Origin of the sequence: Clostridium acidisoli DSM 12555 (genome assembly GCF_900176305.1) — a bacterium.
GTDB classification, from domain to species: domain Bacteria; phylum Bacillota; class Clostridia; order Clostridiales; family Clostridiaceae; genus Clostridium_I; species Clostridium_I acidisoli.
Map to the genome: position 1 here is coordinate 1 of NZ_FWXH01000023.1, position 24,337 is coordinate 24,337.

The window sequence follows — 24,337 nt, forward strand, 5'->3', positions numbered from 1 at the left end:
ACAAAATATTTATTTTGTACAATTATCTCGGAAGGCGGTAAATATGGTTAATTCAGGTAATGAAAAAATCAAATATTTGACACAAAGTGAAACTACTAGATTGTTCTCGGCTATTATGACTTACACTAGTAGTCATTCAATAAGGGATTTGGCACTCTTTAGAGTTGCATATAGATGCGGTTTAAGAGCCTCTGAAATAGGTATGTTAAACCTTGAGGACTATAACGAGAAGCAAGGTGCTTTATACTGCAAACGTCTAAAAGGCAGTAACAATAACACTATTAGATTAGATTATAAAACCAAATTTGCCTTGGATGAATATTTAAATCACACTAAATTAACTGCTTCCTCAGGATGTATTTTCCCAAGTCAAAAAAACAATCCTATTTCAAGACAATCATTAGACTATTTAATGAAGAAATATTGCCGTTTAGGAAAAATTGAAGATAAGAAGAAACATCATTTCCATGCACTTAAGCATACAACTGCTGTGCATCTTGCTGAATCTGATATGGATATTAAAGAGTTACAATGGTGGCTTGGGCATAAATCTGTTTCTAACACAGAGGTTTATTTTCAATTTACAACAAAGCAGCAGGAACGGATGTATGCAAAACTAGATGCCAGCAGCGAGATGGTGTAAACTATTTTACGAAGTTTATTCATAGTAATACGGCATTAAGAAGTACGGTGAAGGGTTTTCGTCAATGCTTCGCTAACGAAAAGGCGAAGGGTCGCTAAAGCGAGGTGATGGGTTTGACGGGCGCTTCGCTGGTCAAAGGTGATATTTTTTCCGTGGGAAAAAGCTGTGGATGATTTTTCTACGCCATGCTGCGAAAAATCTTTGAATTAAGGGATTATAATCTAAAGTATATTGCTCTTCATTTTTTGACCGTAGGTCGTGGCGTTCCATGCATAAGTGTTATTAGCATATTAAACTATTGTATAAACGCCAAAAGGCTACGGTTAAAATAGGTGAAGGGTTTTCACCTTTGCTTCGCGGTGAAAAGGCCAAGTGTCGCTTCTCTTCATTAAACTAACAACATAATTTTATATATGAAAATTTGAATCATAACATTAATTTTTATTCAGCATTCCTACATAGCCATTTTTAAAATAAGATCTAAACAAATAAGACATTTTCTCTGAATTAGGAGTACATTTTGACTTTACCCACCAATCAATAGTACCGATTAAAGCATTAGCGGTAAATAAGAACGCCATTTCTTGTATTTCTGGGGAGCATTCTTCTTTGCTTACAATGAAGGAGCTTCGTAATTTTTCACGTTCTCTAAACATTGAAATGATGTAGCTACGCAGTCTAGATATAAACCATATATTACATGAATCATCCATCATTGCCAGATATAATCGACTGTTTTCAGCAAAGTGCTCAAATAGTTTCACCCATGGATCAGATCTTTGTTCTTCATTAAGATACTTAAGGCTGGACTTTGGAAGTCCTAAATCTTTCTTCATCTTTTCCATTGCGTCTTCAAAAATTTTTAGTACAACGTCGTATTTATCTTTATAATACCTATAAAAGGTAGAACGATTAATCATAGCTCTATTAGTGATATCACCAACTGTAATATTATCAAAATGTTTTTCAAAAATAAGATCAATAAGTGCATCCCTTATCTGCTGATGTGTCCTTTGTGTTCGAATATCATGTTTATTCTGCAACATTCTCACTCCTTTGTTGTATATAAAACAAACTATAAGTATTGTTGGTTGAAAACAAATCTGTATCTGATATATTTTAATTATAGCAACAACGTGTTGCATAAACAATAAAAATTGCAAAGGAGAATGACGATGAATAATTTAATTTTTGAAGACGATCAATTCGCATCCAAACTATTAGGGCTTCTTGGAGACACTGCTTTCAAAGCTGCAGATATAGGAGAGGTGGTTTCAACAGCACAGAAAATTAAAGAAGGGAACTATCAAAGCTGGTGTAAAGAATGGACCAAAACAGCCAATAGCCTACAAAAAGTTGCAGAGAATAGCTACTCAGATGGTCACTTGATCAGTGCAAAAAAAGCTTATCTTAGGGCTTCTAATTATTATCGAATTGCAGAATTCTACCTTCATGAAAATCCGGATGATCCAAAGATAGATGAATTATACAATGCAAGCATAGATTGCTTTTCTCATGTCATGAAATTGAACAAGCCTCTTATTGAAGAAGTGAAAATCCCCTATGGAAATACAACACTTCCAGGACATTTTTATAAATTAGAGGATTCAGAGGAACCAAAACCAGTTTTAATTGCTATGACTGGCTTTGATGGAACAAAAGAAGCATTTTACGGAATGGCAATGGATGCACTTGAACATGGCATGCATTGTATTACTTTCGAGGGACCAGGACAAGGAGAAGCCCTACATAAACAAAAACTATTTTTTAGACATGACTACGAGAAGGTTATAACCCCAGTGGTAGACTATCTGCTTACAAGAAAAGAAGTAGATTCAAAGAAAATTGTCTTATGGGGACAAAGTTTAGGTGGTTATCTTGCTCCTAGGGCTGCAGCTTTTGAACATCGACTTGCAGGCTGCATTGCAAATGGAGGAGTATATGACTTTTTAGGAGGCTTTACAAGTATCTTTAATATTCCAAGAGAAGAATTTTTAAATTTCGCATTTTCTGATTCAGAGAAATTTAATAAAGCTGTGAAGGAAAAAATGGAACTGAACTCAAAGGCAAAATGGAGCTTTTCACATGGAATGTATGTATTTGGTGTAAATACTCCTGCTGAATTCATTCTAAAGGTGGGCGATTTTTATATGAAAGGATTAGCAGAGAAAATACAATGCTCTACCTTAATTGTTGATTCAGAAAATGACAAACTGCTTGGAGATCAAGCAAGGCAATTGTATGAGGAGCTTACCTGCTATAAAGATTTTATTTTATTTACAGCTGAAGAAGGTGCTGAATCCCACTGTCAAGCAGGCGCTAAATTAATTGCAAATGAACGTATTTTCAGTTGGATTGAAAAGATCCTAAGGGATATATAGATAAACATAAGGTTTAACTTTTTATATTTATAAGGAGAGATGAGAAATGTCAAAAGTAGTTATTTTTAAATGTAGTCCAAGAAAGAATGGATATACTACAAAATTATTGGATCAAGTAGCAAAAGGAGCAAAATCAAAAGGTGCTGAGGTTATTGAATTTGATTTAAATAACACTGAAATCCGTGGATGTCAAGGATGCTTTTATTGTCGTACTCATGATGGATGTGCTATTAATGATTATTTACAACCAATGTATAAAGCTATTGCAGAGGCAGATGCTATTGTATTTGGTTCACCAATATATATGTACCAAATTACAGGTCAGGCAAAAATTTGGTTAGACCGTACGTTTCCAATGGTCGAAGAGCTTCCAAATAAGTTTATTCCTAGACATCCAGGTAAAAAATTAATAACTATATTTGCTCAAGGAAGCTTAAATCCTAAAAAAGGTGCAGAAGCCATTAACTATGTTAATAATATTTTCGACGTATTTGGTTGGAAACTTAATGATTGCATTCAATACTGTGGAAATGATAATGAAGTTTTTAATGAGTTATCTTTAAGAGCATTTAAAGATGGGGAAAATTTGATTGGATAAACATATTGTGAATTAATAAAAATAAATAACAGCTTAAAAAATCGCATTTTTCGAGAGATTGGATTTGCGATTTTTTAATGTACAATTCTAATTTAGGTTTATAACAATGTTTGATTGTTTGAAATATGGATTTATCCATAAACTCTTCACCTTTTATCCGCGTAACGCAAGGATAAAACCCTTCACTCTTACTTCTCAGTCTCTCTATACTATGAAGTTCTTATCCCTATAAGTCAAAAAGGCTGTCTTAAAATCAAATTTTAAGACAACCATCTTTATAATACCTTATCTAAAAAAGCCTTTGTTCTTTCTTCTTTAGGATTTGAAAAAATATCTTCTGGTTTTCCACGTTCTACTATTTTCCCACCATCCATAAATATAACTTCATCTGCAACTTCTCTTGCAAATCCCATTTCATGTGTTACAACAACCATAGTCATACCTATCTTTGCAAGATCTTTCATAACATTTAGCACCTCACCAACAAGTTCTGGATCTAGTGCCGAAGTTGGCTCATCAAATAACATTATATCTGGCTCCATACAAAGCGCCCTAGCAATTGCAACTCTTTGCTTTTGACCTCCAGAAAGTTTTGATGGATACACATCAAGTTTTTCACTTAATCCAACTTGAGCTATGAGCTTTTTTGCTCTTTCAAAAACTTCTGATTTATTTTGTTTTTTTACTGTTAATGGTGCCGTCATAACATTTTGTAGAACTGTCATATGCGGAAAAAGGTTGAAATTTTGAAATACCATACCCATTTTCTCTATTGCATTTCTCATTTTCTTTTTATCTTTAACATTTAGAATTTCTCCTTCTATGTTTACAGTACCGCCAGTTGGAATTTCTAGATGGTTAAGACATCTTAAAAAAGTACTTTTACCTGAACCTGAAGGCCCAATTATTACAAGGACTTCTCCTTTTTTTACTTCTACATTTAAGTTTTCAAATACATTTAATTTACCAAAACTTTTAGATAAACCTTTTGTTTCAATCATATTCATAATGAGCTCTGTCCCTCCTTTTCCTAATATACCGACAATTTCTTCTCAACAACACTAAAAATAGAAGTAAATATTGTTGTCATTAGAAGATATAATATTCCTGCAGTAATATATGGAGGCCAAGGATTACCTGTAGATGAACCTAATGTTTCAGCTTTTCTTAAAACCTCTTCTAAAGCTATTGCAGAAACAAGAGATGTATCCTTTATCATTCCAATAAATTGATTTCCAACAGGAGGAATTACAATTCTAAAAGCTTGAGGAAGTACTATTTTTTTCATAGTTTGGGCATAAGTGAATCCTAAAGCTTTTGAAGCTTCAAATTGTCCAACATCTATAGCCAAAATACCACTTCTTATGATTTCAGCCATATATGCACCAGCATTTAAGCTAAGTCCAATAATGGCAGCTTGAAATGCTGAAAGTTCTATATTTATTGCTGGAAAACCATAATAAAACACAACTAACTGAAGCAAAAGAGGAGTTCCTCTAAATACCCATGTATAAAAATTACCTATAGCTGAAATTATCTTATTGTTAGTAAGTTTAATCATAGCTACTACAACTCCTATGATAGTTCCAAAAACAATAGATAAAAATGTAAGTTCTAGTGTCAATACACTTCCTTGTAACATTGTAGGCAGTATATTCTTTATGTTACTTAAATCCATTAAAAAATCTCCTCTCGAGCTACAATTAATTAATAACTATTTGCTATAAATGTCATGTCCAAACCACTTAACTGATAATTTTGAAAGTGTTCCATCTTTTTTAAGTTCATCCATTGCCTTTTGATATGCATCTCTAAGTTCTACATCACTTTTTCTAAATGCAACACCAATTGGTTCTTCATTTAACATTGTTTTTATTCTAGTAAAGTCAGTCTTTTTATCAGCAATATAGTAATCTCCAACCTGTGGATCTGATACAACGGCATCGATTCTTCCATTTTTAAGATCCATAAATGCATCTGTCATGGCATTGTACTTTTTAACCTCTTTAATAGTTCCAAGTTTATTCAAAACATCCTGTGCAGTTGTTCCAACTTCTATACCTACTGTCTTTCCTGCTAAGTCTTTTTCACTTTTTATACTACTATTTCCTGTTTTTACAAATACAGCATTACCACCGTAAATATATGGTTTTGTAAAAATCATTGTTTTCTTTCTATCATCTGTAATACTTACACTAGATTGAATAACATCAAATTTTTTAGATCCTAATGCTAAGAATATACCATCCCATGAAGTTGGTACATATTTAACTTTTACTCCCAATTTCTTGCTTATATCATTTGCCATATCAATATCAAAACCTACAATTTTATTTGCACTATCTGTAAACTCCATTGGCGGATATGTATCATCTATTCCTACAGTAATTGTTCCTGCATCCTTAACTCTTTGTAATGAACCATCCCCAGTTGATGTTTTACTACTGCTACTGCTTCCACACCCTGCAAATATTGCTGCACTTACAGCTAATATAGTTATTATACTTAAAAATTTTTTCAATATAGACACCCCTTTTAAAATTCATATTTTATAAGTATTATACATAGATACTATTAATTTTTCAAGCTTTTTATTATCAAATTAATAATAAATTTTCCCGTTAGCCAATGTTTTGTCAATAATGTTATAAAATAATGCATAAATATTTATTAATTTGATATATTTTATTATAATTATGCATTATTTCTGCAAATATATTTATAAAAATATTGACATTTCATAAACTATATCGTATTATTCGAATATACTAATATTATAATTCAACAAATAAGAAAGTGTGATTTTATTATGGATAAAGATTATTTAAAATATACAGAAATGGCTGAATTACTTAAAGTTTTAGCTCATCCAGTTAGACTTTGCATTGTAAGAGGCTTAATTGAAAATGGTGGCTGTAATGTTACTCACATGCAGGATTGTCTTAACATTCCTCAGTCAACAATTTCTCAGCATTTGCAAAAATTAAAAACTGCTGGAGTAATTAAAGGTAAACGTAATGGCCTTGAAATTAAATACAGTGTGTGCAATGAAGACATCATAAAACTTGTTAAAAATATGTTCAATTTGGAGGGATAAATATGAAAAAGAAAATTATAATTGTTGGTGGAGTTGCAGGTGGAGCTTCTACTGCTGCTAGACTTAGACGTTTAGATGAAAGTGCTGAAATAGTTATGCTTGAGAAAGGTGAATATATTTCCTTTGCTAATTGTGGCCTACCTTATTATATTGGCGAAAAAATAAAAGATAGGGAAAAACTAATAGTACAAACTCCAGAAAACATGATGGCTAGGTTCAATTTAGATATACGTACAAATAGTGAGGCAATTAAAGTTGACACTGTAAATAATACTGTAAAAATAAAAAACAAACTAGGGGAAACCTATGATGAAACTTATGACTACCTTGTTTTATCTCCTGGTGCAAAACCAATAAAACCACCAATTCCAGGCATAAACAGTGAGAGAATTTTAACGCTTAGAAATATACCTGATACAGACAAAATAAAGAAGATAGTAGCTTCAAATACAATAAAAAATGCTGTAGTAATTGGTGGCGGTTTTATCGGTATTGAAATGGCAGAAAACTTAAATGAGCAAGGTATTGATGTTACATTAATAGAAGCAGCGCCTCACATTTTAGCTCCATTTGATAGTGACATGTCTGTAATTGCAGAAAAAGAAATGATGGATAACGGTGTGAATTTAATTTTAGGTGATGCTGTTGAAAGTTTTAAAGATGAGCTAGAATACACTGAAATTTTACTAAAAAGTGGATTAAAAATAGAAGCAGACTTAATAATTCTTTCTATAGGTGTTGCTCCTGATACTTCCTTTATAGAAAATAGCAGCATCGAACTTTCTAGTAAAGGTCACATAATAGTTGACAGTCATATGAAAACAAATGTTAATAACATATTTGCCTTAGGTGATGCTGTACAATTAACTGATTTTATAAATGGAGAAAAAACAGTTCTTGCCCTGGCTGGTCCTGCAAATAAGCAAGGAAGAATTGTAGCTGATAATATTTGTTCTATAGATAGCAGTTTTAAAGGAGCACAAGGAACTTCCATTATTAAAATATTTGCTTTAACTGCTGCAAGCACTGGAAATAATGAGAGAACTTTAACGAGACTAGGTATTCCTTATAAAGTAATATATGTACATCCTTTTGCCCATGCTTCCTATTATCCTGCTGCGCTTCCATTATCACTAAAGTTAATTTTTAATGGAGACGGCAAAATTTTAGGTGCTCAATCCATTGGTTACGATGGAGTTGATAAGCGGATTGACGTTATTGCTTCTGTAATTCGTTTAGGTGGCACTGTTCATGATTTAACTGAGCTTGAACTTAGTTATGCTCCTCCATTTTCATCAGCAAAAGATCCAGTTAATATGGCTGGTTTTACTGCTGAAAATGTTCTAAATGGTTTAAGTGATGTGATAACTCCTAGTGAGCTTGTAATCTATGACATGACAGATGTAATTCTTGTGGATGTTAGATCAGAAATTGAATTTGCTAACGGTCATCTTGAGGGTGCTATGAATTTACCTGTAGATAACCTTCGTGAAAATTTATCTTCTTTAGATAAAAATAAGGAAATTATAGTTTATTGTCAAGTTGGAATTAGAGGTTATATAGCTGAAAGAATACTTAGACAAAACGGTTTTAAATCTAAAAATTTAACTGGTGGCTACAAAACTATGTCTATGCTTAACTTTAAGCCTAAAAATAACAGTGCTGCTTTAAGTGAAGTTGCTACTACCACTTTGACTCAATCTGACCCAAAAAACTTTGACGACGTTTTAGATGCTTGTGGCTTATGCTGTCCCGGTCCGCTTATGCAGGTTAAAGCTTCCATAGACACAATGTCAGATGGAAAGATACTTAAAGTTAACGCCACAGACCCTGGTTTTTATGAAGATATAAAAGCTTGGTGCTCTAAGACCAATAATACTCTTGTAAATTTAGAAAGAGCTGGTGCCAATATTACAGCTTATATTAAAAAAGGTAAAGTTAAAAGTGATATATCTGAAATTAATTCATCCTTACCTATGCGTGACAATAAAACTATGGTAGTTTTTAGCGGAGATTTAGATAAAGCCATTGCTTCTTTTATAATTGCTAATGGAGCTGCTTCTATGGGCAAAAAAGTGACTATGTTCTTTACTTTTTGGGGGCTTAACATTCTTAGAAAACCTGAAAGTGTTCCAGTTAAAAAAGACTTTATAGGTAAAATGTTTGGTATTATGATGCCGCGAGGAAGTAAAAAATTAAAGCTTTCAAAGATGAATATGATGGGCATGGGAGCAAAGATGATAAGAATGGTAATGAAAAACAACAATGTTTCTTCTCTTGAAGATTTAATAAAAGCAGCTGTAGATAGTGGCATAGAAATTGTTGCTTGCCAAATGTCTATGGACGTTATGGGTATAAAAAAAGAAGAGCTTATTGATGGAGTGAAAATCGGTGGAGTCGGATACTACCTTGGCGAAGCAGAAGACGCCAATGTTAACTTGTTTATTTAGTTGGATACTTTGTACTTTGAGTTTTATTTGTATGAGGTTATTTCTTAATATTAAGAAATAACCTCATACATCTCATCTGTAATATTCCTAAGTTCTTCGGAGCTTCTTCCAAGTATCCTTATTATCATGCCATTATAAAAACTTTGACTTATACCAAAGTCTATATTTTCATACTTACTTAGTAGTTTCAATAATATTTCTTTAAGCTCCTCATTCACTTCTTTAGAAAAAATAATCATGTTTGCTTGATGATCGTATTTTTCGTAAAGCCCTATTGTCTTTAGGTTTTGTTCCTTTGGTTTTAAAACTGTATTGTCCATAAATACAAGCTTATCTTCATAAAATATTTTTGTCCTAGAAGAAAAACTTAAGAAATCAAATACCTCATTATTTTTATATCTTCCACAAGATATTATTTCCCTTAGGATTAGGTTACAATTCTTTTTTAATCTTATATTCGTCTCATTTATGTAGTTTGAATCTATAAATGGAATGTTAGGCATAGGCATGTATGCAAAACTACTTCCTTCTTCCATGTTAACATTAAATTTTTGATCAGCTAATCCGCCCCTCATTTTAAAAATTTTATTATATGCCTGTGAGTATAAATACAAATTACAGTCCTTAGCTACATTTATGTCTATATTGTATTTGTCACCTTCTAAAACACCCGCTGAGACATTTAGGAGACATAATCTCATTTTTTTATTGTCTTCACTGTAAAATGGTTTTAATATTTTTAGTGGTGCTGTAAAATAAGAATCCTCTATTATTGTCTTTCCTTTTTTAAATTTCAAATCTAGTTTTAGTATACTTTTTTTCATTATAAACCTTCCAAAAGTGCATTGGTTTTAATCCATTGTATTACTTCATCTAATCCTTTTGTTCTATTTAAATCCGTAAATACAAAGGGTCTATCCCCTCTCATTTTCTTAGAATCGTTCTCCATCACCTGAAGATCTGCTCCAACAAATGGTGCTAAATCTATCTTGTTTATTACAAGCAAATCTGAACGAGTAACCCCTGGTCCGCCTTTTCTAGGAATCTTATCTCCTTCAGATACATCAATAACATAAATAGTTGAGTCTGCGAGTTCAGGACTAAAGGTTGCAGAAAGATTATCACCTCCACTTTCTATAAACACAATTTCTATATCTTTAAACTTGTTAGTCAATTCCTCTACAGCTTCGAGATTCATTGAAGCATCTTCTCTTATTGCAGTATGAGGACATCCACCTGTTTCAACTCCAATAATTCTTTCTTTTGTTAAAACACTATTTTTCACTAAAAATTCAGCGTCTTCTTTTGTATATATATCATTAGTAACTACACCAATGCTGTATTCCTTGCTCATTTCTCTAGTAAGTCTTTCAATTAAGGCTGTTTTTCCAGACCCAACTGGTCCGGCTATTCCAATTTTTACATAACTCATTGTTTTTCTCCTCTCAGTACGATTATCGTTCATAATAATGAGACACTGCAAAGTACAGGTTAAGGGTTTTCACCTATGCTTCGCAATCTCTTCATATTATGAATAAACATTAAAGTCCATTCTCATCACGACATATACAATCTTGAATACAAGTCTTCATGCTGCATTGCTCTTATATCAAACCCAGCACAACATCTTCCAAGATCATAAACATCTAAACTATCTAAGTTTATAAATATCTCTTGAAGTAAATTTTGCATTCCAAACAAAAGTGTCTGCCCATCCACTTGACCAAGTGGAATAAGTTTTGCACAATTATTTATTATAGCGGAAGTTGTATTATACATATATGCCTTAATAGCATCCTCCTTAGCTATATTTGACACTGCTGAAAAACTACCATATGCAATGCTATGTTGCCCATAACACTGTCCATTTTCTATAGCAGTTTTATACTTATAAATTAATTCATCACTAGAAAATTTGGTTACAAGTTTTAGAAATCTTCCACATAGCCTTGAACTTCCATCTTTCATTTCACGCGGTGCTTTCACTGCACAAAGGGTTTCGTCAAGTTCTATAAGTCTTCCTATGTCCATATCTTTAGAATACTCATAGGCTAGTTTCACTGCAAGAAAATCACTGTACATGTAGCTATTGACTAATACACTTCTTAAATATTCATCTGCGGTTTCTCTATCTTTTACGATTCCTTTTTGCACATAAGTTTCTAAGCCATTTGATTGTGTATAGGAACCTATTGGGAAAATAGAATCTGTTATTTGAAGCATGGTAAAAAATGAAGCATTAATGCTCATGATGGTGATGCTCCAAAGCATTTACTAATTTTCTCATGGTTTTTTTAGGTTTAAAGCCTTTTTTATCTAAAAGTTTATACAGTGGATCATCATAATTAACTATAATCTCATCTTCATCTAAAAATAATGGTATATGTTTATTACCTATTTCATAACATATTTTGCCCATTTCATGCATAGTTTTTGGTTTTATTGAAATTGCTTCACATTCTGGTATGGTTATGATTAAGATTTCTTTTTCATCTGAATAAAGTATATCTCCATCATTTAGCCTTGAAGGTTTTTCTAGCTTTATTCCTATATCCTTACCATTCTTTGAAGCTTTCTTAAGGATTTTTTTATCCACATCAAACCAATCCACATAAACTTCATCTATTGCTTTGCCATTTAACTCTATTTCTTTTATATTCCCTAAGATCTTTTCTATAAGCATTTTATCCTCCCTGAAAATCTTTAGTCTCTAGAATAGAAAGTATCTTTGTGCCATTGCCACTTCTTCAATTGGTTCACAGGTTATAACTTTTCCATCAACTTTAACTTCATAAGTTTCAGGATCTACTTCTATTTTAGGTGTTGAATCATTAAGTATCATATCTTTTTTACCTATATTTCTACAATTTTTTACAGGCAAAACTATCTTCTGTAAATCAAGTTTGCTTATGCTTCCATTTTTAAGTGACTCTCCAGAAACAAATGTTATAGATGTACTATATTTTGCTTTTCCAAAGGCTCCAAACATATTTTTGTATATTACGGGTTGTGGTGTAGGGATTGAAGCATTTGCATCTCCCATTTTAGCCGCAACTATAACTCCACCCTTAATAATCATTTCAGGTTTTACTCCAAACATACAGGGCTTAAATAGAACTAAATCTGCGTATTTACCTTTTTCTATTGAACCAACATATTTTGATATTCCGTGGGTTATAGCTGGATTAATTGTGTATTTTGATATATATCTTTTAGTTCTAAAATTATCATTATCTCCTGTTTCTTCTTCAAGTTTTCCTCTTTGTTTTTTCATTTTATCAGCTGTTTGCCAAGTTCTTATTATAACCTCTCCAACTCTTCCCATTGCCTGTGAATCTGAACTTAACATGCTGAATACGCCTAAATCATGCATAATATCTTCTGCTGCTATTGTTTCTGGTCTAATTCTTGAATCAGCAAAGGCTACATCTTCTGGCACTCTAGTATCTAAATGATGACATACCATAAGCATATCTAAATGCTCATCAATTGTATTTACCGTATAAGGCCTTGTTGGATTTGTTGAAGATGGCAATACATTAGGAAACGCAGCTATTCTCATTAAATCTGGTGCATGACCACCACCTGCTCCTTCTGTGTGGTAGGTATGTATTGTCCTTCCACCAATGGCATTAATGGTATCTTCAACAAACCCCGCTTCATTTAAAGTATCCGTATGAATTGCAACTTGCACATCATATTTGTCAGCTACTTTAAGGCATGTATCAATAGCTTTAGGTGTGCTCCCCCAATCTTCATGGAGCTTAAGCCCTAATGCCCCTGCTTCTATTTGTTCAATAAGTGCAGCTTCTGAGGAACAGTTTCCTTTGCCAAGAAAACCAAGGTTCATTGGAAATCCTTCAGCAGCTTCAAGCATTCTTTCAATATACCAAGAGCCGGTTGTACAGGTAGTAGCATTAGTTCCATCTGCTGGTCCTGTTCCGCCTCCTATCATAGTAGTTATTCCACTGTAAAGTGCAGTTTCTATTTGCTGTGGTGATATGAAATGTATATGTGTATCAATGCCTCCAGCCGTTACTATAAGACCTTCTCCTGCTATAGCTTCAGTTGACGCTCCAACTATCATGTTTTCATCTACACCATCCATGGTATCCATGTTTCCAGCTTTTCCTATACCCACTATTTTCCCATCTTTAATGCCTATATCTGCTTTTACTATACCCCAATAGTCAATTATCACTGCATTTGTTATTACTAGATCCAAAACACCTTCATGTCTAGCTGCTTTAGCTGATTGCCCCATACCATCTCTAAGAGTTTTTCCACCCCCAAATTTGCACTCATCTCCATAGCTAGTATAATCCTTTTCAATTTCTACTATTAAGTCAGTATCTGCTAACCTTATCTTATCTCCTGTAGTAGGTCCATACATATTTGCATAATCCCTACCTGATATTTTAAGACTCATCTACATAGCCCCCTTAAAACCAAGTTCTTTTGCTTTTTTTAAACTTAACTCTTTTATTTTTTCATCTTCAACTGAACCTTCTGTTAAACCATTTAGACCATACACTTCTTTTTTACCACCAAGTTCAACAAGTTCAACCTTTTTTTCTTCTCCAGGTTCAAATCTTACTGCTGTTCCAGATGCTATATTTAAACGCATTCCAAAAGCATCTTCTCTTTTGAAATTTAATAATTTATTTACTTCAAAAAAATGAAAATGTGATCCCACTTGAATTGGCCTATCACCATTATTTATAACAATCATAGTTTTTGTTACTTTTCCTTCATTACAAAGTATTTCTTTATTTTTTATTATTATTTCACCTGGTATCATCTAATCATTTCCTTTCAAAAGAATATTATCTAATTGGGTTATGGACTGTTACAAGTTTTGTACCATCTTTAAAAGTTGCCTCTATTTGTATCTCCGTAATCATACTGGCAACCCCACTCATTACATCTTCTTCTTTTAATATCTGTGCTCCATATTGCATAAGTTCACTTACACTTTTACCGTCTCTTGCCGCTTCCATAAGCTCTGAACTTATAAGCGAAATTGCTTCTGGATAATTTAACTTAAGCCCCCTTGCCCTTCTTTCTTTAGCAAGGCTGCCTGCATAATGAAGCATTAGTTTATCTATCTCTTTAGGCATTAAATGCATGAAAAAACCACCTTTCTTATTTTATAATGAAATCACCATATTTTATTATTATATGAATTTTATTTAAAAACTTTCCATTTTACTATAAATCAAATTTTAACGGCATGTTTTTATTATTTTAATATTTATCTATTTATTTTACCACTAATTTGTTAAATTTCAACACTTATTAGATTATTCCATAAATTAAAATTTGTTCTTAATTAAGAAAAGATTAAAGACTGCTAAATCAATCTCTAATCTTCTTCACATTTTCAAGCTTCTATTTTTCTTTTATTAAACATCTTCTCATATATATAATTTAATATATCGCTTCTTTTGATTATTCCTATGAACACATTATTATCATCCACTACTGGAACAAAGTTTTGATTAACAGACTTAGCAATTAAATCTTCAATATTTGAGTCGATATGGACTGGATTATTTATTACACGTCTCGGAATCTCTTCAATTTTAATCTTTGTTGTGTTATTAAAATCCAAATTCGGAGTATTCTTGAGCTTCCATAACAAATCTCCCTCTGTTAATGTTCCTATATATTTACCATCCTCATCAAGAATAGGTATTGCAGCGTATCTATGATATTCCATTCTTTCAAGTGCCTGCCTCATTGTAGAATCTAAATTTTCACAGACAACTTCCCTTTTAGGTGTTAAAAAAAATGCTACATTCACATTAATTCCCCCATTTCGTTAATAAAGTGAAACATTTATGTAATTTAAACTTATCCTCAACTCATAACTATAATTATATCAGCTGTTATTATATATAAAATAGATTATATTTTAATTTTATGTTAATTACCATTTCGACTCCGTAAATATAATACTACCTTATGAGAAAAAAATAAAGCCTTACATTAAACGTTTTCATAGCTTATGCTAGCTTTTCTTGCGTTATTTTTAAAAATACTTCATTATCTTTAAATTTTCAAAGTTTTTTAAAAATATCATTGACATCTTTATATCCATGTGATAATTTATAGATACAATAAATTTTATACAATTTAATTTTGCGCAATGATATTTGGGTTTATGGAGGTATTCTGAATGAATATTTATGATTTTAATGTAAAAGCAATAACTGGGGAAGATGTTTCACTAGAAAAATATAAGGGCAATGTTTTGATTATAGCAAACACTGCTAGTCGATGTGGCTTTACTCCTCAATATGGTGATCTTGAAGTTCTTTATAAAAAATACAAGGATCACGGCCTTAACATTTTAGGTTTTCCCTCTAATCAATTTGCTGAACAAGAACCTGGCAATAATAGTGAGGTGAAACATTTTTGCGAAATTAACTATGGTGTAACTTTTGATTTATTTGAAAAAATAGAAGTAAGGGGAAATAATGCTCATCCACTATTTAAATATCTTTCTAAAACTGTTCCTTTCAAAGGATTAGATGTAAGCAGTGCAAGTGGTAGAATACTTGAAGCTATGCTTAAGGAAAATTATCCTGAAATTTTAGTAGGTAACGGAATAAAATGGAATTTCACTAAATTTTTAATAAATAGCGCTGGTGAAGTTGTTGGTAGATTTGAGCCAACTACTGAACCTATGGATATGGAAGCTGAAATAAAAAAATTTTTATAAGGAGTTGTTTTTATGAATATTTATGATTTTAATGCTAAGACATCATCAGGAGAAGAAATTTCTTTATCAAAATACAAAGGAAAAGTTTTAATAATTGCAAATACTGCTAGCAAATGCGGATTTACTCCTCAATATAAAGATTTAGAAGATTTGTACAAAAAATTTGGAAATGAAAATTTGGAAATACTTGCATTCCCTTGTAATCAATTTTTAGGTCAAGAACCAGGAAGTAATGAAGATATACAAAATTTTTGTTCAATAAATTATGGGGTTACCTTCCCTGTTTTCGCAAAAATAGATGTTAACGGAGAAAATGCTGATCCAATTTTCAAATTCTTAAGAAAGAATAGTTCTGGAATACTTGGTGACAATATTAAATGGAATTTTACAAAATTCATCATTGATTCTGATGGAAATATTGTCGATAGATATGCACCTACTACGTCCCCAAAAAAATTAGAAAAAACTATAGAAAATTTGATTAATAGTATTAGGAGGTAAGAAAAATGTCAATTTATGATTTTAAAGTAAACTCAATTAACGGTAAAGAAGTGTCACTAGAAAAATATAAGGGCCAAGTATTAATAATAGCGAATACTGCTAGCAAGTGCGGTTTTACGCCTCAATATAAGGGGCTCGAAGCACTTTATCAAAAATATAAAGGTGAAGGTCTTAACATTCTAGGTTTTCCTTCCAATCAATTTGCTGAGCAAGAACCTGGAACTAATGAAGATGTTAAAAACTTCTGTGAAATTAACTACGGTGTAACTTTTGATTTATTTGAAAAATCTGAAGTAAGAGGTGACAATGCTCTCCCTTTGTTTAAGTATCTTTCAACTTCAAAGCCTTTTAATGGTTTAGATTTAAATCATCCTAAAGGAAAAGTTTTAAACGACATGTTAAAAGAAAAATTTCCAGAAATTTTACAAGGTAATGATGTAAAATGGAACTTTACTAAATTCCTAATAGATAGAGATGGTGAGGTTGTAGAAAGATTCGAACCAACTACTGAACCAGCTGACATGGAAGCTGCCATCAAGAAATTGTTATAATTTTCCTTTGAAAATGTGCCGTTTTTTGATACACTAGTAAATATATAAATTAGGAAGTGGTGCACTATGAACTATGATATGTTGAAACTGGATAATCAATTATGCTTTGCACTATATGCTTGTTCTCGTGAAGTCACAAAGCACTACAAGCCAGAGCTTGATAAACTTGGTATAACCTATACACAATATGTAACGCTAATGGTTTTATGGGAAAAAGATGATATTACAATAAAAGAACTTGGAAACAGATTGCATCTTGATTCTGGTACTTTAACTCCTCTACTAAAAAAATTGGAGTCAAAAGGCATAGTACAGAGAACTAGGGATACAGAAGATGAACGTAACGTCTATGTAAAACTTACTGAAAAGGGCTTAAATTTAAAAGATGAGGCCATAAATATTCCTAAACGAATTTCTTGTATTCCAGGTCAATCACAGGAAGACCTTATAAGATTAAGAGAAAAGCTAAAAGATTTACTCAGTACTTTAGAAAAACTTTAGTTTCATAAAAAAAGTATCTACTTAATATAGTAGGTACTTTTTTTATGAATAATTTGTTGGTTCATAATACGTTAAGGTGAAGGGTTTTAACGGTTGCTACGCCCGTTAAAACCCTTCACCTATATATACCTTCCAATCCATTTATACTAAGACTAACCTCATATATAATTTACAAACAATGCTATATTTAAAATCGTAAGTAAAACTCCTATTATCCAAAGTGCTACCTTATCCAATAAAGAGTTAACGTATTTGCCCATAACTCTTTTTGAAGATGTAAGGTATATCTGAGTGAATACTGTTATTGGCAGTTGAACACTTAAAAACATCTGTGAATATACTAGTGCCTTAAATGGATCATTTATAAAAAATATAATAATAGCTGCAACAAATAAAGTAATAAATATTCCCGTCTTTGAATGACTGTCTTTTATATCATATGGTTCTCCAAATATTCCTGCAAAGATACTTCCACCTGCCATTCCTGCTGTCACAGTAGATGCTATTCCTGCAAATAAAAGTGCTAATGCAAATATTATGGATGCTCCACTTCCTAAAAGTGGCTTTAACATTTGTTCTGCATCATTAAGTTCAGATACCGAAATTTTATTTAAGAAAAACGTACTTGCTGCTAGTATGACCATTGCACTGTTTATAGCCCAGCCAACTATCATGGAAAAAAGCGTATCTATAAATTCATATTTTAATTGCTTTTGTATTGTGGTATCACTTTCTAGATTCCATTGTCTACTTTGTATAATTTCAGAGTGCAGAAATAAATTGTGTGGCATTACAACAGCTCCGAGTATACTCATTATTATTGGCATAGACCCTGATGGAAATGAAGGTTTTATAAAACTGACCCCTACTGCCTGCCAGTGAACATGCACAAGTGTCAATTCAAATATAAATGACAACCCAATTATTGAAACAAAACCAATTATCCATTTTTCCAAAGATTTATAGGAATTGCTAAAAAGCATCCAAAGAACAACAAATAACATAATTATAGTTCCAATTTTTATTGGAATTTTAAAAAGCATATTTAGAGCTATTGCTCCACCAAGAAGTTCCGCCATGGCTGTAAGTACTGATGTCATTACTGCACTTCCTAATATTACATTTTTTAAAGTCTTATTTATGTTTTTTGTAGCAGCCTCTGAAAGACAATCTCCAGTGACAATTCCTAAATGGGCTGCATTATGCTGAAGTATTATTAACATTATTGTGGATAACGTTACAATCCATAAAAGTTTATATCCATAATCGGAACCTGCAGACACGTTTGAAGCCCAATTACCAGGATCTATAAAACCAACAGTTACTATAAGCCCTGGTCCAATATATTTTATTATGTCTAATGCTGTTCTCCTTGGCTTATGCTCATTTTTAAAAATATTAAAATTAAAACTTTTTTTCATTCAATCACCTCTATCATTAGCTTAATACCTGCAATTCATTATTACATTTTATTGCTTTCATCTAATTATACATTATTATAATTACGAATAAAAAATTTTATGTTATTTTATTTTTTTATTACTTGCAATTTTTTACAATCGTGATATCATTTAAAGTAAATTGTAAATATTTTTTGTGTTGCCATTATAACATATGCATTTTCTAATTTTGGAGGTATAAATATGAATTGTAATTCTAATTTTGAAGATGAGTTAAAAAGACTTTGTAATGATACAATAAATTTATTAGCCAAAGCTAAAACAAAAGAAATAATTAATGAATTAGAGTTTAATGAATTGACATTAAAGAAATTTTATTTATTAAAAGGATTTGATCAATTTTTGGATTTGTAAAATATAAATTTTAATGTGAATTTAAATCTAAATATAATAATTTACTTTCCCTTATAATAAAGCTCTATAAGCTTATCCAGTCTTTGACTTAAATCTACTATATTGCTTTTACTTAATTTGTCTTCGTTCTCTATCATATTGTTTAATAAATCCCTAAGCACTTCTATTTCCTCTTTTAAACTCAAAAAAACCAACTTCCTTTTAACTTATTATTTTGAACAACATACATTATTATACATATATTATCTAATTATAACAATATATAAATAAACAAATTATTTAAATTACTACAATTTTTTTATGATATAATCTATATATTAGTTTACTTAAATAAAGTGTAAATTTATGATATAAAGAAAGCCTTCCGCTAGTTATATATTTAAAACCGCAGGTTTTGCTTTTAGGCGTAGCCTTTGGTGTTCATATTATGGTTAATATTCTTTAGTTAAAGGAGAGATTTATGATGAGTTTTTCAAATTTTCATACCCATTGTTATTTTTGCGATGGTACTGATGACCCTGAGGAGTATGTTAAGAAAGCTATAGAATTTAAATTCTCAGATTTAGGTTTTTCAAGCCACGCCCCTCTCCCATTTCCTAATTCATGGACTATGGGGAAAAATAATTTTTACGAGTATTGTAACAAGATTAATTCCTTAAAGCTAAAATATAAAAATGAAATTAATATTTATCTAGGACTAGAAGTTGATTATATTGAAAACTTAATTAGCCCTACAGATGAAAAATTTGCGAGTTTAGATTATACAATTGGATCTGTTCATATGCTTAAAGACATAAAAACCGGAGAATTTTTAGCTGTAGATGGGGATGAAGATGAATATATAAAACTCATTACTTCAGCTTTTGACAATGACGTTAAAAAATTTGTACATGCCTATTATACACAAATTAGAAATATGGTTTCAAATAAAACGCCTTCAATAGTTGGTCATCTTGATCTTATTAAAAAACATAATAAAAATAATAAGTATTTTAATGAAAATGAACCCTGGTATAAAGATGAGATTTTAAATACTTTAAAAGTGATATCAGAAAATAAAACCATATTAGAATTAAATACCGGTGGAAAAGTTAGAGGATATACAGATGACTTTTATCCAAGCAATTGGATATTGACTGAATGTAGACATTTAGATATCCCCATAATTTTAAATTCTGATGCTCACAATCCACAATATATAAATGCATATTTTTCTGATGCTACTATACTATTAAAAAATTCTAATTATTTAAAACAACGAATACTTCATAATGAGGTTTGGCAAGATGTCTTACTTTAAAGATAACTTAAAAGTTATCTTCTGTAAAAACTTCTATTCCATTTTTTAAAAGTAGTTCAGAGGTAATTCCGTTACCTTCTGTAAGCTTTTTAGAAAATGTACCATCATATATAATTTTGCAACCACAAGATGGACTTTTTGACTTTAGAATTGCACATTTTGCTCCAACAATTTTTGCAATTTCTAAAGTTTTTTTTGCTCCTTCATTAAACTGAACTGTAACATCCTCGCCATGTTTTGTTATAACTTTTTTATTTCCATTTTCATCTATCACTATTTCTGCACTAGCTCTTGGTGTTAAAAGTCCAGCTAGTTGTTCTGGACAGATGGCTACAGCTTTTCCAGCTTTAACAAGCTTACTTATTTCATTAATCTCATTACTTTTACCATCATATCTACAGTTAACCCCTGCTAGACATGCACTTACAATATACATAAAATTCATTCCTTTCGTATAACATAGTCTAGTAAAAAGCAATAGTTAATTGCTTAACTATTGCTCCATTTTTCTGCCCATACTTGAATTTGATCCATAGATTTTTTTAAATCTTTCCCTTTTTCCGTTAGTTCATATTCTATTCGAACAGGCATCTCTGGGTAAACTTTTCTAGTTATTATACCTTTTTCCTCTAATTCCTTAAACCTCTCAGTGAGCATTCTTGCACTTAAGTTAGGTATAATTGCCTGCATATCCGAAAATCTTTTTGCTCCATCTAACAATGATCTTATAATAAGCCCAGTCCAACGCTTACCTAGAAGTTCAAAGGCTGCTTCGAATTTAGGACACATATGCAAATTCTCCATACTATCAACTCCTTACCTTACATTATTTTATCATATTTACTTGATAAAAGTAAGTAGCTTATTGAATTTCAATAAATATATTTATACGTTATTTGACCATATTACTGCATCAATATACGCTTCAGCTATAGATTCAAACTTCAAGCCTTGAACTTTAGAATATTTAACTACTTTTGACCAATCTTCTCTTTCATAAGCAATTACAATTTTTAATATGTTGTTTAAATAATTTTCTTCTCCATTTAAAGCCTTGGTGACTTCATCTGTAAGTCCTAACTCCTTTGTTATCTCGCTCATAGGTACATGGAGCATGCAATCCATAAGTGATACTAAACCCATTATGTAACCATCACTGACTTTATTAGTACTTTCTTCACAATAAATCAGTATATTTTCGCAAAATTTTGCTCTAACTAGTGACGTGTTGGTTAATTCATTAAGTTCGCCTTTGTTTATGTTTCCAAGCATAACAATATAAAGCCATTTTTTAAGCTCGTCCCTTCCTAGAAATGCAACGGCTTGTTTTATTGATTTGACTTTGTTCTTTATTGAAAAGTATGAAGAATTAATATATTTTATCAATTTATATGATGTGGATACATCTTTCATTATTAGGTTGGTTAAATATTCATAATCAATATTTTCCTGCTTTAAATGTTCCATTATCTTCAATATAACAATTTCATTTTTAGGAATATCTCTCCCCTTAAGTATTTTAGGCTTGCTAAAAAAATAACCTTGAAAATAAGTATATCCATATCTTTTTGCTTCTTCGTACTCTTCAAGTGTTTCTACTTTTTCAGCCAAGTATTTTATGTTGTGATTATTTATTCTATCAATTACTTTTTTTCTATCAGTACCCTTTGTTAAGGTAAAATCTATTTTAATTATATCTGCAAGTTCAATTAATTTAATATATTTATCCTGAAATACAAAATCATCTAATGCTATAGTGTATCCTTTACTTTTTAAACTTTTACACGCTAAAACAACCTCTTCTGTAGGTTCTATATTTTCTAATATTTCAACAGTTAAAATATCGGGTGGTAAAACAGTTGCTAACTCTCTCTGTATGAGTTCTTTTGTAAAATTTATAAATGCCCTTTTTCCTCCTGTTACATTCTTCACTCCTAAGGAATAAAATGTATTTACAATAACATCAATTGTTGCATTGTTTCCATCTTGTTCTATATAAAAATTATTATTGCTGTTTCTAAATAATATTTCATATGCCACTACATTTCCATTGATATCAAATATAGGCTGTCTCCCCAAAAATATATTCATACAAAAAATCCTCCAAATCTATTTTACATTGTTAATTATTACATATAATGACTCTAATTTCAATGTTTCCCCATTTGTATTGATAAATTAAATCTACATTTGAATAAAACTAGCTTATTCTGTAAAACATACTTTTAAAGGTGGTGATTCCTATTAAAAATTTTATAAAAACCTTATTTTCGTTAACAAATTCAGAACATAAACAAAAAAATGAAGAGGATCATCAAGTTACCCCTGACAAACTTATTTCAAATATTATAGAAGAAAATGAAAAACAATTAAAGAAGATATTTTATAATTGTTTTGATATAACTATACGTAAAATTAACCTCTTCGATTCAAGTGGTCCTAAATGCCTTTTAGTATATATAAACGAACTAGTAGATGAAAATCAGCTTCAAAGTAATGTTATCTCAAAACTTAATATGAGTCAAAATGTAATTTTGAAAAATTCTAATATAGAAAATACAATAAAATATTATCTAGGTGTACAAGATGATAATATTTTTAATGAATTTAATAGATGCATTAACAAAATTTTAGATGGAAATGTAGTTTTATTTCTTGATACCTTTAACAAGGCATTTTCTATAAGTTTAAAATCCCAGCTAGATAGAACTGTTTCCGAACCAGAAGCTGAGACAGTGCTTAGAGGCCCCAGAGATGGTTTTACAGAATCACTCTCAAAAAATTTAGCAATGCTGAGAGGCAGAGTTAAAAATATAAATCTAAAAACTGAGATGTATACAATTGGTAGTGAAACAAAAACAAATTTTGCTATTATGTATCTATCTGGAACCGTTGATGGAAAAGTTCTTAGCGAACTTAAAACTAGACTTAAAAAAATTAATTTAACTGCTGTTGCTGATACAAACTACATTGTTGAATCAATTGAAGATGATACCTTTGATATTTTTCCACTTATTTTTAGGACAGAGAGACCAGATGTTGCAACTATGAAGTTATTTGAAGGCAGAGTACTTATTATTATGGATAAGACACCTGTAGTGTTAAGTGTTCCATCTCTATTTGTAGAATATATTCAATCACCAGAGGACTACTATATGAAGTATTTTTTTGCAACTTTAAACAGGTGGGTTAGATATTTATCCTTTATAATAACAGCTGTACTACCAGGACTTTATGTTGCCCTTGTAACTTTTCACCAAGAACTTATTCCAACTTCACTTTCAATAACCATTGTAAACGCTCGAACTGATATACCTCTACCAGCATTTTTTGAATGTTTAATGCTTCTAATTACCTATGAAATTCTTAGAGAAGCTGGTTCTAGAATGCCTAAGCAAATAGGGCAAACCTTAAGTATTGTTGGAACTTTAATTATTGGTGAAGCTGCTATACGTGCTGGAATTGTTAGTGCTCCAATGATAATAGTTGTAGCTTTTGCTGGAACAGCACTTTTTACAATACCATCTCCAGAAATATATACTGCATTGTCCATAATTAGACTGTGCTTTCTCATTTTAGGCTCTCTTTTTGGAATGCTTGGCATAGTATGTTGCATGCTTTTATTAGACATATATTTAGTTTCAAGACGTTCCTTTGGAATACCTTATATGTACCCTATATGTCCATTTAATTTTGCAAAAAACAGAGATACTTTACTAAGAACACCATTATGGCAAATAGATAAAAAAATTAAGCCACTATAATTAAGAGGTT

29 protein-coding genes are annotated in these 24,337 nt (G+C 31.1%); 12 read left to right on the forward strand and 17 right to left on the reverse strand.

Features of this window, described 5'->3' with window-relative positions:
- Positions 1-43 precede the first annotated feature (43 nt).
- A complete protein-coding gene (locus tag B8978_RS16710; RefSeq protein ID WP_084117466.1) occupies positions 44-643 on the forward strand; it encodes a tyrosine-type recombinase/integrase in 600 nt (199 codons plus the stop codon).
- A 434-nt stretch (positions 644-1,077) separates the two neighbouring features.
- Here the strand turns inward: B8978_RS16710 and B8978_RS16715 are convergent, their stop codons facing one another.
- Positions 1,078-1,788 (reverse strand): TetR/AcrR family transcriptional regulator, encoded by a 711-nt coding sequence (locus tag B8978_RS16715; RefSeq protein WP_242950589.1) that lies wholly within the window; start codon positions 1,786-1,788, stop codon positions 1,078-1,080.
- A gap of 30 nt (positions 1,789-1,818) precedes the next feature.
- On the opposite strand from B8978_RS16715, the gene B8978_RS16720 reads away from it, so the two are divergent.
- Together B8978_RS16720 and B8978_RS16725 are read left to right on the forward strand one after the other, a co-directional pair.
- On the forward strand, positions 1,819-3,024 hold the full coding sequence (locus B8978_RS16720) for an alpha/beta hydrolase family protein (RefSeq protein ID WP_084117436.1): 1,206 nt from the start codon (positions 1,819-1,821) through the stop codon (positions 3,022-3,024).
- Between the two features lie 46 nt (positions 3,025-3,070).
- Entirely contained in the window at positions 3,071-3,622 is a 552-nt protein-coding gene (locus tag B8978_RS16725) for a flavodoxin family protein (protein ID WP_084117437.1), read from the forward strand.
- A 275-nt stretch (positions 3,623-3,897) separates the two neighbouring features.
- Here B8978_RS16725 and B8978_RS16730 read toward each other — a convergent pair whose 3' ends face one another.
- The 3 genes from B8978_RS16730 to B8978_RS16740 are packed head-to-tail and all read right to left on the reverse strand — an operon-like array spanning position 3,898 to position 6,143.
- Positions 3,898-4,629, reverse strand: coding sequence for an amino acid ABC transporter ATP-binding protein (locus B8978_RS16730; RefSeq protein WP_084117438.1), 732 nt, complete (start codon positions 4,627-4,629; stop codon positions 3,898-3,900).
- A 23-nt stretch (positions 4,630-4,652) separates the two neighbouring features.
- Positions 4,653-5,300, reverse strand: a complete 648-nt coding sequence (locus B8978_RS16735) for an amino acid ABC transporter permease (protein WP_084117439.1) — start codon at positions 5,298-5,300, stop codon at positions 4,653-4,655.
- 36 nt (positions 5,301-5,336) lie between these two features.
- Positions 5,337-6,143 (reverse strand): ABC transporter substrate-binding protein, encoded by an 807-nt coding sequence (locus B8978_RS16740; protein WP_084117440.1) that lies wholly within the window; start codon positions 6,141-6,143, stop codon positions 5,337-5,339.
- 288 nt (positions 6,144-6,431) lie between these two features.
- On the opposite strand from B8978_RS16740, the gene B8978_RS16745 reads away from it, so the two are divergent.
- The gene (locus B8978_RS16745) at positions 6,432-6,719 is read left to right on the forward strand and encodes an ArsR/SmtB family transcription factor (protein ID WP_084117441.1); all 288 of its coding nucleotides are present in this window, start codon (positions 6,432-6,434) and stop codon (positions 6,717-6,719) included.
- A 2-nt stretch (positions 6,720-6,721) separates the two neighbouring features.
- The gene (locus B8978_RS16750) at positions 6,722-9,169 is read left to right on the forward strand and encodes a DsrE/DsrF/DrsH-like family protein (protein WP_084117442.1); all 2,448 of its coding nucleotides are present in this window, start codon (positions 6,722-6,724) and stop codon (positions 9,167-9,169) included.
- 50 nt (positions 9,170-9,219) lie between these two features.
- On the opposite strand, the gene B8978_RS16755 is transcribed toward B8978_RS16750, so the two are convergent.
- From B8978_RS16755 to B8978_RS16785, 8 genes are all read right to left on the reverse strand, one after another.
- A complete protein-coding gene (locus B8978_RS16755) occupies positions 9,220-9,993 on the reverse strand; it encodes an urease accessory protein UreD (RefSeq protein ID WP_084117443.1) in 774 nt (257 codons plus the stop codon).
- Complete coding sequence (gene ureG, locus B8978_RS16760) at positions 9,993-10,601, reverse strand: urease accessory protein UreG (protein WP_084117444.1); 609 nt, start codon at positions 10,599-10,601, stop codon at positions 9,993-9,995. Before ureG ends, B8978_RS16755 begins: the two co-directional genes overlap by 1 nt.
- A 125-nt stretch (positions 10,602-10,726) precedes the next feature.
- Positions 10,727-11,419 (reverse strand): urease accessory protein UreF, encoded by a 693-nt coding sequence (locus tag B8978_RS16765; RefSeq protein WP_176212738.1) that lies wholly within the window; start codon positions 11,417-11,419, stop codon positions 10,727-10,729.
- Positions 11,409-11,852 (reverse strand): urease accessory protein UreE, encoded by a 444-nt coding sequence (gene ureE / locus B8978_RS16770; RefSeq protein WP_084117446.1) that lies wholly within the window; start codon positions 11,850-11,852, stop codon positions 11,409-11,411. The genes B8978_RS16765 and ureE overlap by 11 nt, the downstream gene beginning before the upstream one ends.
- Before the next feature lie 27 nt (positions 11,853-11,879).
- Positions 11,880-13,598, reverse strand: coding sequence for an urease subunit alpha (gene ureC / locus B8978_RS16775; RefSeq protein ID WP_139796076.1), 1,719 nt, complete (start codon positions 13,596-13,598; stop codon positions 11,880-11,882).
- Positions 13,599-13,970: an urease subunit beta gene (gene ureB / locus B8978_RS19550; protein WP_139796077.1), complete on the reverse strand. Its 372-nt coding sequence runs from the start codon at positions 13,968-13,970 to the stop codon at positions 13,599-13,601.
- 25 nt (positions 13,971-13,995) lie between these two features.
- The gene (gene ureA, locus B8978_RS16780) at positions 13,996-14,298 is read right to left on the reverse strand and encodes an urease subunit gamma (protein WP_084117447.1); all 303 of its coding nucleotides are present in this window, start codon (positions 14,296-14,298) and stop codon (positions 13,996-13,998) included.
- 254 nt (positions 14,299-14,552) lie between these two features.
- Positions 14,553-14,975, reverse strand: a complete 423-nt coding sequence (locus B8978_RS16785) for a CBS domain-containing protein (RefSeq protein WP_084117448.1) — start codon at positions 14,973-14,975, stop codon at positions 14,553-14,555.
- A 375-nt stretch (positions 14,976-15,350) separates the two neighbouring features.
- Here B8978_RS16785 and B8978_RS16790 point away from each other — a divergent pair, with 375 nt between their 5' ends.
- The 4 genes from B8978_RS16790 to B8978_RS16805 all read left to right on the forward strand — a co-directional run bounded on the left by B8978_RS16790 (position 15,351) and on the right by B8978_RS16805 (position 17,449).
- Complete coding sequence (locus B8978_RS16790) at positions 15,351-15,896, forward strand: glutathione peroxidase (RefSeq protein ID WP_084117449.1); 546 nt, start codon at positions 15,351-15,353, stop codon at positions 15,894-15,896.
- Between the two features lie 12 nt (positions 15,897-15,908).
- A complete protein-coding gene (locus tag B8978_RS16795; RefSeq protein WP_084117450.1) occupies positions 15,909-16,397 on the forward strand; it encodes a glutathione peroxidase in 489 nt (162 codons plus the stop codon).
- A gap of 5 nt (positions 16,398-16,402) precedes the next feature.
- Entirely contained in the window at positions 16,403-16,948 is a 546-nt protein-coding gene (locus B8978_RS16800) for a glutathione peroxidase (RefSeq protein ID WP_084117451.1), read from the forward strand.
- A gap of 66 nt (positions 16,949-17,014) precedes the next feature.
- Positions 17,015-17,449 (forward strand): MarR family winged helix-turn-helix transcriptional regulator, encoded by a 435-nt coding sequence (locus tag B8978_RS16805; RefSeq protein ID WP_084117452.1) that lies wholly within the window; start codon positions 17,015-17,017, stop codon positions 17,447-17,449.
- 158 nt (positions 17,450-17,607) lie between these two features.
- Here the strand turns inward: B8978_RS16805 and B8978_RS16810 are convergent, their stop codons facing one another.
- Positions 17,608-18,870: an Nramp family divalent metal transporter gene (locus tag B8978_RS16810; RefSeq protein ID WP_084117453.1), complete on the reverse strand. Its 1,263-nt coding sequence runs from the start codon at positions 18,868-18,870 to the stop codon at positions 17,608-17,610.
- 222 nt (positions 18,871-19,092) lie between these two features.
- Between B8978_RS16810 and B8978_RS19965 the strand changes: the two genes are divergently transcribed.
- Positions 19,093-19,263 (forward strand): hypothetical protein, encoded by a 171-nt coding sequence (locus B8978_RS19965; RefSeq protein ID WP_176212739.1) that lies wholly within the window; start codon positions 19,093-19,095, stop codon positions 19,261-19,263.
- A 41-nt stretch (positions 19,264-19,304) separates the two neighbouring features.
- On the opposite strand, the gene B8978_RS16815 is transcribed toward B8978_RS19965, so the two are convergent.
- Positions 19,305-19,448, reverse strand: a complete 144-nt coding sequence (locus B8978_RS16815) for an aspartyl-phosphate phosphatase Spo0E family protein (protein ID WP_084117454.1) — start codon at positions 19,446-19,448, stop codon at positions 19,305-19,307.
- Positions 19,449-19,726: 278 nt separating this feature from the next.
- On the opposite strand from B8978_RS16815, the gene hisJ reads away from it, so the two are divergent.
- Positions 19,727-20,563 carry a histidinol-phosphatase HisJ gene (gene hisJ, locus B8978_RS16820; RefSeq protein ID WP_084117455.1) on the forward strand — a complete coding sequence of 279 codons (837 nt, stop codon included), beginning with the start codon at positions 19,727-19,729 and terminating at the stop codon, positions 20,561-20,563.
- 7 nt (positions 20,564-20,570) lie between these two features.
- Here hisJ and B8978_RS16825 read toward each other — a convergent pair whose 3' ends face one another.
- From B8978_RS16825 to B8978_RS16835, 3 genes are all read right to left on the reverse strand, one after another.
- Positions 20,571-20,999 (reverse strand): 2-thiouracil desulfurase family protein, encoded by a 429-nt coding sequence (locus B8978_RS16825; RefSeq protein ID WP_084117456.1) that lies wholly within the window; start codon positions 20,997-20,999, stop codon positions 20,571-20,573.
- 53 nt (positions 21,000-21,052) lie between these two features.
- Positions 21,053-21,367: a winged helix-turn-helix transcriptional regulator gene (locus B8978_RS16830; RefSeq protein WP_084117457.1), complete on the reverse strand. Its 315-nt coding sequence runs from the start codon at positions 21,365-21,367 to the stop codon at positions 21,053-21,055.
- 81 nt (positions 21,368-21,448) lie between these two features.
- Entirely contained in the window at positions 21,449-22,654 is a 1,206-nt protein-coding gene (locus tag B8978_RS16835; protein ID WP_084117458.1) for an EAL and HDOD domain-containing protein, read from the reverse strand.
- Between the two features lie 143 nt (positions 22,655-22,797).
- On the opposite strand from B8978_RS16835, the gene B8978_RS16840 reads away from it, so the two are divergent.
- Positions 22,798-24,327, forward strand: coding sequence for a spore germination protein (locus B8978_RS16840; protein WP_242950590.1), 1,530 nt, complete (start codon positions 22,798-22,800; stop codon positions 24,325-24,327).
- Positions 24,328-24,337: the final 10 nt, after the last annotated feature.

Excerpts from the sequence above, each read along its gene's own strand:
- B8978_RS16710 (WP_084117466.1), top strand. The coding sequence starts at position 44 with ATGGTTAATTCAGGTAATGAAAAAATCAAATATTTGACACAAAGTGAA.
- B8978_RS16715 (WP_242950589.1), bottom strand. The coding sequence starts at position 1,788 with ATGCAACACGTTGTTGCTATAATTAAAATATATCAGATACAGATTTGT.
- B8978_RS16720 (WP_084117436.1), top strand. The coding sequence starts at position 1,819 with ATGAATAATTTAATTTTTGAAGACGATCAATTCGCATCCAAACTATTA.
- B8978_RS16725 (WP_084117437.1), top strand. The coding sequence starts at position 3,071 with ATGTCAAAAGTAGTTATTTTTAAATGTAGTCCAAGAAAGAATGGATAT.
- B8978_RS16730 (WP_084117438.1), bottom strand. The coding sequence starts at position 4,629 with ATGAATATGATTGAAACAAAAGGTTTATCTAAAAGTTTTGGTAAATTA.
- B8978_RS16735 (WP_084117439.1), bottom strand. The coding sequence starts at position 5,300 with ATGGATTTAAGTAACATAAAGAATATACTGCCTACAATGTTACAAGGA.
- B8978_RS16745 (WP_084117441.1), top strand. The coding sequence starts at position 6,432 with ATGGATAAAGATTATTTAAAATATACAGAAATGGCTGAATTACTTAAA.
- B8978_RS16750 (WP_084117442.1), top strand. The coding sequence starts at position 6,722 with ATGAAAAAGAAAATTATAATTGTTGGTGGAGTTGCAGGTGGAGCTTCT.
- B8978_RS16755 (WP_084117443.1), bottom strand. The coding sequence starts at position 9,993 with ATGAAAAAAAGTATACTAAAACTAGATTTGAAATTTAAAAAAGGAAAG.
- ureG (WP_084117444.1), bottom strand. The coding sequence starts at position 10,601 with ATGAGTTATGTAAAAATTGGAATAGCCGGACCAGTTGGGTCTGGAAAA.
- B8978_RS16765 (WP_176212738.1), bottom strand. The coding sequence starts at position 11,419 with ATGAGCATTAATGCTTCATTTTTTACCATGCTTCAAATAACAGATTCT.
- ureE (WP_084117446.1), bottom strand. The coding sequence starts at position 11,852 with ATGCTTATAGAAAAGATCTTAGGGAATATAAAAGAAATAGAGTTAAAT.
- ureC (WP_139796076.1), bottom strand. The coding sequence starts at position 13,598 with ATGAGTCTTAAAATATCAGGTAGGGATTATGCAAATATGTATGGACCT.
- ureB (WP_139796077.1), bottom strand. The coding sequence starts at position 13,970 with ATGATACCAGGTGAAATAATAATAAAAAATAAAGAAATACTTTGTAAT.
- ureA (WP_084117447.1), bottom strand. The coding sequence starts at position 14,298 with ATGCATTTAATGCCTAAAGAGATAGATAAACTAATGCTTCATTATGCA.
- B8978_RS16790 (WP_084117449.1), top strand. The coding sequence starts at position 15,351 with ATGAATATTTATGATTTTAATGTAAAAGCAATAACTGGGGAAGATGTT.
- B8978_RS16795 (WP_084117450.1), top strand. The coding sequence starts at position 15,909 with ATGAATATTTATGATTTTAATGCTAAGACATCATCAGGAGAAGAAATT.
- B8978_RS16800 (WP_084117451.1), top strand. The coding sequence starts at position 16,403 with ATGTCAATTTATGATTTTAAAGTAAACTCAATTAACGGTAAAGAAGTG.
- B8978_RS16805 (WP_084117452.1), top strand. The coding sequence starts at position 17,015 with ATGAACTATGATATGTTGAAACTGGATAATCAATTATGCTTTGCACTA.
- B8978_RS16810 (WP_084117453.1), bottom strand. The coding sequence starts at position 18,870 with ATGAAAAAAAGTTTTAATTTTAATATTTTTAAAAATGAGCATAAGCCA.
- B8978_RS19965 (WP_176212739.1), top strand. The coding sequence starts at position 19,093 with ATGAATTGTAATTCTAATTTTGAAGATGAGTTAAAAAGACTTTGTAAT.
- hisJ (WP_084117455.1), top strand. The coding sequence starts at position 19,727 with ATGAGTTTTTCAAATTTTCATACCCATTGTTATTTTTGCGATGGTACT.
- B8978_RS16825 (WP_084117456.1), bottom strand. The coding sequence starts at position 20,999 with ATGTATATTGTAAGTGCATGTCTAGCAGGGGTTAACTGTAGATATGAT.
- B8978_RS16830 (WP_084117457.1), bottom strand. The coding sequence starts at position 21,367 with ATGGAGAATTTGCATATGTGTCCTAAATTCGAAGCAGCCTTTGAACTT.
- B8978_RS16835 (WP_084117458.1), bottom strand. The coding sequence starts at position 22,654 with ATGAATATATTTTTGGGGAGACAGCCTATATTTGATATCAATGGAAAT.